At 72.0% G+C, this 5,713-nt stretch carries 4 protein-coding genes; all 4 read right to left on the bottom strand.

Features of this window, described 5'->3' with window-relative positions:
* Window positions 1–103: 103 nt before the first annotated feature.
* Complete coding sequence (locus tag ABD308_RS08785; RefSeq protein WP_344330327.1) at window positions 104–1,894, bottom strand: ArnT family glycosyltransferase; 1,791 nt, start codon at window positions 1,892–1,894, stop codon at window positions 104–106.
* On the bottom strand, window positions 1,894–2,988 hold the full coding sequence (locus tag ABD308_RS08780) for a glycoside hydrolase family 26 protein (RefSeq protein ID WP_344330325.1): 1,095 nt from the start codon (window positions 2,986–2,988) through the stop codon (window positions 1,894–1,896). The genes ABD308_RS08785 and ABD308_RS08780 overlap by 1 nt, the downstream gene beginning before the upstream one ends.
* A complete protein-coding gene (locus ABD308_RS08775; protein ID WP_344330323.1) occupies window positions 2,985–4,502 on the bottom strand; it encodes a glycosyltransferase family 2 protein in 1,518 nt (505 codons plus the stop codon). The genes ABD308_RS08780 and ABD308_RS08775 overlap by 4 nt, the downstream gene beginning before the upstream one ends.
* Window positions 4,503–4,707: 205 nt before the next feature.
* Window positions 4,708–5,713 (bottom strand): hypothetical protein (locus ABD308_RS08770; RefSeq protein WP_344330321.1); only part of this gene is annotated, 1,006 nt, incomplete at its 5' end.

Below are 5,713 nucleotides of genomic sequence, written 5' to 3'. Positions count from 1 at the left end.
CGCGGCGCGGCCGGCGCGGGCGGGAACGCGGGCTTCGGCGGGAGGCGCGGCTCCGGCGGCGGGTTCGCCGCCCCGTCCGTCGCCTGTATCGGGGAGGTCATCGCTACTGTTTGACCCAGATCCGGTAGTACCCGGTTCCACCGACGTGTGTGAAGGGAATGCGTCCGAGCAGCCGGTAGTGCGGGCTCTGCGCGATCGCCTCCGCCACCACCCGGTCGGTGTCCGGGGTGGCGACGCCGTCGAGCACCACGAGGTCGAACCAGCCGTCCGCGATGGCGGTCCGGTAGCCGTCGTCGCCGGTGTGCAGCGAGCCCGCCCGGTCGACGTAGCCGATGCCGTAGGTGGACGTCCACTGGCTCTGCAGCGTCAGGTCCCGGGTGTAGTAGACCGGGACGTTGTCGGCCGAGGCCAGGTAGCGGCCGGTGCTGGTGACGTGCTGGCGCACCACCTCGGTCATCCGGGCCGAGTCGGGCCAGGTGTCGAACCGCCAGGTGGACTGGCTCAGCCCGAGGGCGAGCGTCACCACCCAGAGCAGGATGCCCAGTTGCGGGTGCCTGAAGTGCGGGCCGACCAGCCGGGCCAGGCCGATGCCGGCCATCGGCGCGGCGAACAGCAGGCCGAATCCCAGGTGCTTGTACAGCGCCACCGAGGTGTTGAGGTGCACCTGGTAGGCCGGGGCGAGCAGTGCGGTGCCGGTCAGCAGCAGTCCGAGCAGGACCCGGCGGCGCCGTCCCGGCCCGGTCATCGTGCGCACCAGCGGGGACTCGTTCATCCGCCCGCGCAGCGCGTACGCGACCGCGCCGCCGACCGCGGTGACGAACATCAGGCCGCCGAACTCCACGCACTGGCGGGCCAGTTCGGTCCAGGGTTCGGTGCCGTGCGCACGCTGGGTGGTGGTCGCCTGGACGCCCTTGAGGACGTTGGTGAAGGTCATCCCCAGCCAGAGCAGGCCGCCCGCGCCGACCGCGAGCAGCACGCCGCGCAGCAGCGGCTGGCGGTTGCGGTCCCGCCGGCCGGTCAGCACCGCCAGCAGCACCAGGCTGGGCAGGTAGAGCGCCGAGGCGTACTTCAGCCCGACCGCCAGCACCGCGAACGGCGCGGCGAACAGGACGGCGGCTGCGGGCGCCCGGTCGGTGCGCACCACGATCCAGATCGCCAGGGCGAGCAGCAGCACCGCCGGGGCGTCGTAGGTGGCGAAGAAGCCGAGCACCACGGTCGACTGGGTCACCGCGAACATCGCCGCGGCGCCGAGCGCCACCCGCTCGCTGAACAGGCGCCGGGTGAAGCCGTAGAGCAGCGCGGTCGAGCCCAGCATGCAGAACAGGCTGAAGAGCCGGACGCCGAGCATGCCGAAGTGGTTCTCCAGCACCGCGGCGGCTATCGGGTAGAGGTTCGGCGCGCCGGAGAAGTAGGTGTTGTAGTCCTTCGGCAGCGGGGTGTCGTAGAGCCAGTGCGAGAGCTGCGCGTGCCCGGCGTACATGTAGAGCGCCTCGTCCTGGAACGCGGTGTTCGACAGCCGGACGGACATCGCGGTCTGGATCAGCAGGATGCCCAGCAGCAGCGCGCGGCTGATCCAGGAGCGGCGGCGGCCCGGGTCGAGCGTCCAGCTGGCCTCGGGCACCGGCGGGAGGGTGTAGCCGGGGCCCTCGGGGCGGGCGGCGGCGGACCCGTCCCCGGCCGGGGCGTCCTCCCGCGGGGCGCCCTCGTCCGGGTCCTCGTCCGGGTCGTCGTCGCCCGGGTGGTCGGTGAACCGCACGCCCTCGTCGGGCCGTTCCTCCTGGGGCGCGGACGGCGGCGAGGGGTGGCGGCTCTCGAACCACGAACCGTCGGTGTCGGGCACCCGGACCGGCGATTCCTCGGCGAGGGGGTTGCGGGGCGTGGGGATGGACGTCATCAGGGGCTCTTCACATCGAAGCCGTAGCGGCCGTCGGAGACCGCCTGCTTGAAGGCGTTCTGGGACTGCGGGTCGCTCTCGATCCGCCAGTCGACCTCCTTGTTGAGGTTGAACCAGATGAAGCCCAGGCAGTCGGGACGCTTGATCACGTTCGCGGCGAGGTTGTAGATGTCCGACACCTTGCGGGTGCCCGGTTCGGAGCCCGTCTCGGCGATGATCCACGGCTTGTCGGTGAAGGCGCGGATCTGGTTGAGGGTGGGCGCGTAGAGGGTGTCGAAGGTGCCGGCCTCAAGGTGGGTGTAGTAGGCGACGATGCCCACCCAGTCGACGTAGGTGTCACCGGGGTAGTACGGCTTGAGCGCCACCGTCGGCACCGGGTTGATGCTGTTCGGGCTCCACACCCAGATCACCTGGCCGACGCCGAGCTGGGTGAAGACGTCGTGCAGGTGCTGGTAGGCGGCGACGAACTCGGCGGCCGTGGCGTTCTTGGTGCCCCAGTCGTACCAGGTGCCGTTGAACTCGTGGGCGAAGCTGATCGCGACCGGCACGTTGGTGTTGCGGACGGCCGCCGCGTAGCGCTTGACGTAGTCGTCGTGCTTGCCCGCCGCGATGTCGGCCAGCGGCGTCTTGTAGGGCTCCCAGGCGATGAACGGCAGCGCGCCGCCCTGCCAGGCGTTGGTCACGCCCTGGACGTCGTACTCGTCGCCCCAGCCCGAGTAGTACTCGACGATGTTCGGCCGCTTGCCGATCTTTCCGGCGAACTCGTCGACGCCGGCCATCGACGCCGGGGCGCCGTCCACGGCCACGCCCAGGTACTTCTTGGCCGGCTTGAGCAGCGGGCGGACGTCGTACGGCAGCGCGGCGTCGGGGGTGGCGGTCCTGGTCGGCGCCGCCGGGGCGGTGCTCGCCGTGCCGCCGGCTGCGGCCCCTGCGGACGGCGCGTCGGGTCCGGCCGCCGCCGCGGGGCCCAGCGGCTTCTCGCCGAGCAGGTCGCAGGCGGCCAGCGGCAGCACCAGCAGGGCCGCCGCGAGGGCGCGGAACAGGGCGGCACGCGCCCGGCGGCCGGCGCCGGGGGTGCGGGTGGGGAGGCTCATGCCACGGCGTCCTGGGATCGGGGCTGGATGAGGATGCGGCCGACCGTCACCGCGTAGAACAGGCCCGAGGAGAGCACCAGGGCGAAGTCCAGCGGGTAGAGCGTGAACATCCGGTAGACCGCCGCGACCACCCAGGTCAGCGCGGTGCCCCCGCCCCAGACGACGACGCCGGTCCAGAACCGCCGCTGCCGGTTCTTGGCCTTGTTGGAGCCGGTCGGCTGCCAGCCGCGCTGACGGCCCCGGACCAGGTCCCAGACCGCGAAGAAGTGCGCCCAGCCGTACATCATCCGGCCCGCCCAGGCCTCCAGCCGGTACGGCGCCCGGTGCCAGAGCGGGAAGATCACGGTGGCGTACACCAGGCTGGGCAGCACCAGGACCAGGTGCTGGACCTGCAGCAGGTCCGGCCGCCAGAGCAGCAGCAGGATCGGCAGCATCGGCAGCGCGAAGGTCAGCAGCGCGGTGTGGATGTAGTACAGGAACCCGGAGATGTAGCAGAGCCGGGTGGTGAAATCGAGCTTGGTGTGCCAGAACTTGCGGCTGGTCATCAGCGACATCGAGCCCATGCACCAGCGGTACTGCTGGTTCTGGAACGCCGCGGCGTTGTCCGGGCAGACGCCGGTGGACAGGGCCACGGGTATGTACTGCAGGTCCCAGCCCAGCGCCCGCAGGTCGAAACCGGTGTGCACGTCCTCGGAGTGGGCGATCAGCGTGGTGCCGCCGTTCTCCACCAGCGCGGCCCGCCGGTAGACCGCGCAACTGCCGACGCAGATGGCGCCGTCGTTGCGCTGCCGGGCCACCTGGACCGAGCGGTAGAACAGCTCCTGGATCGCGCCGGCGCCGCGCTCGACCCAGTTCTGCGAGTCCAGCACCCGGAAGAACTGCGGGGACTGGACGATGCCCAGCCTCGGGTCCCGCTGGAGGTACGGCAGCACCTCGTGCAGCAGGTCGTGCCGGGGCGCGAAGTCGGCGTCCAGGATGAGGATGAACTCGCCGTCGGAGCGGCCGAACCCGTAGTGCAGGTTGCCGGCCTTCTTGAACCAGCCGCGGTTCTCCCGCACGCCGTAGCGGAACCCGAAGTCCGCGGCCATCGCCTCGACCTCCGGGCTCGCCGCGTCGTCCAGGACGTACGGCATGACCAGGCCCGGGTAGTGCTCGGCCATCTTCCGCACGTACGTCCAGGTGTTGTGCAGCACCTCGATCGGCTCGCCGCAGACCGGCAGGAACACGTCCACCGTCGGGTACTCGGCGGGGTCCCACTTCCGGACCAGCCGGCGGTGCTCCTTGACGTCGAAGTTGGGCGTGAAGCTGTTCACGCGCAGCGACACGACGTAGTAGACGACCGTGAAGAACAGGAACGGCACGCAGAGCCAGAACCACGAACCCAGCGAGTACAGCTCGGCCTGACTGATCACCAGGCATCCGAAGCTCACCACCGAACAGAGCGTCAGCACCCACTGGTGCCGGATGGTGTAGCTGTACTTCTCCTGCGAAGTGGGCGGCGCCGGCAGCAGCATCGCCGGAACGGGCTCGCCCGTTCCGCGTCTGCGGCCCGCCGCTCTGCGCCGTCTGCTGGTCGCATTGACGGCAGCGCTCACCGCGCGGTACCTCCTGCTCGCTGATTCCCCGTCCGGGCGGCCGCGGGGGGCGTATCGCGCATCCCTCCCCCGAGGGCGGTCATCCTATCCGACCGCCCCGGGCCGCCTTCCCCCGCCCTTCGGGTCAGCCGGCGCGGCCGCCGCGGGCCAGCAGGACGTCCTTGGTGCGCTCCGCCAGCGGACCGGCGGCGCCCGCCGCGAGCTGGTCGCTCTGGTCCGCGCCCTGCTTCAGGGAGCCGGCCACCGTGAAGTAGCCGAAGCGGCCGATGGACGCGTGCGTCTCGGCGCAGCCGGACTTGTCGGTGACGCAGAACATCGCGACACCGGTGCCGGACAGACCCTGGATCAGGCCCGCGTGCCGGCCGATCGCCCGGTCCGCGCCCGCCTTGTTGTCGAACACGGCGACGCCGACCGTGACGGCGCTCTCGCCGCTGACGTACGTCGCGCGGACCACCGAACGGCAGGTGTCGTCGCCGAGCGCGAGGCCGAGCCCGCCGGTGGTCGCCTTGGAGCAGGGGGCGGTCGAACCGGTCACCTGACGGGTCCACACCTTGCCGTCGATGGTGCGGGTCTGGTCCGGGAACAGCGTCGCGGCGTCGACCGGCAGCTTGTCGGTGGCGGCGTCGGAGATGACCGCCAGCGCCTGCTCGGTGGGCGTGGCCGTGACGGACGGGCTGCCGGTCGTGGTCGAACTCGCGGTCGCCTTCGGGTCGTCGCCCTTGTCGCGGCCGTTGATCCACACCCCGGCCCCGACCACGCCGCCGACCAGGACGGCGGCCGCGACCACGGCGCCGATCCACAGTCGCTTGCGGCGGCGCGACTCGGTGGCGTGCCGGTCCGCCATCGCGTTCCAGTCCGGCTCGTTCGGGGCCGGCGGCGACTGCGGCTGCTGGGCGCCCTGCTGGGGCCACTGGGCGAACTGGGTCGGCGCACCGGCCACCGACTGCTGCTGCGGAGGGGCCGGCTGCGGGTGCGGCGGCCCGGGCTGCGGCTGCTGCTGCGGCGGCCCGGGCTGTGGCTGCTGCGGGTACGGCACCGCGCCGGACGGCAGGTGCGGCGCCACCGGCGGCTGGGCCTGCGGCGGCACCCCCGCCCCCGGCCGCGCGTACGGCGTCGCAGGCGGCCCGAAC

Source organism: Kitasatospora putterlickiae, assembly GCF_039527695.1.
Taxonomy (GTDB): Bacteria; Actinomycetota; Actinomycetes; order Streptomycetales; family Streptomycetaceae; genus Kitasatospora; species Kitasatospora putterlickiae.
Note: the sequence above shows the minus strand (reverse complement) of the source record. Positions and strands in the feature narration are given on the sequence as shown.

What these genes read in the sequence shown, in the direction of transcription:
- ABD308_RS08785 (WP_344330327.1), bottom strand. Translation starts at nt 1,894, where the DNA reads ATGACGTCCATCCCCACGCCCCGCAACCCCCTCGCCGAGGAATCGCCG.
- ABD308_RS08780 (WP_344330325.1), bottom strand. Translation starts at nt 2,988, where the DNA reads ATGAGCCTCCCCACCCGCACCCCCGGCGCCGGCCGCCGGGCGCGTGCC.
- ABD308_RS08775 (WP_344330323.1), bottom strand. Translation starts at nt 4,502, where the DNA reads ATGCTGCTGCCGGCGCCGCCCACTTCGCAGGAGAAGTACAGCTACACC.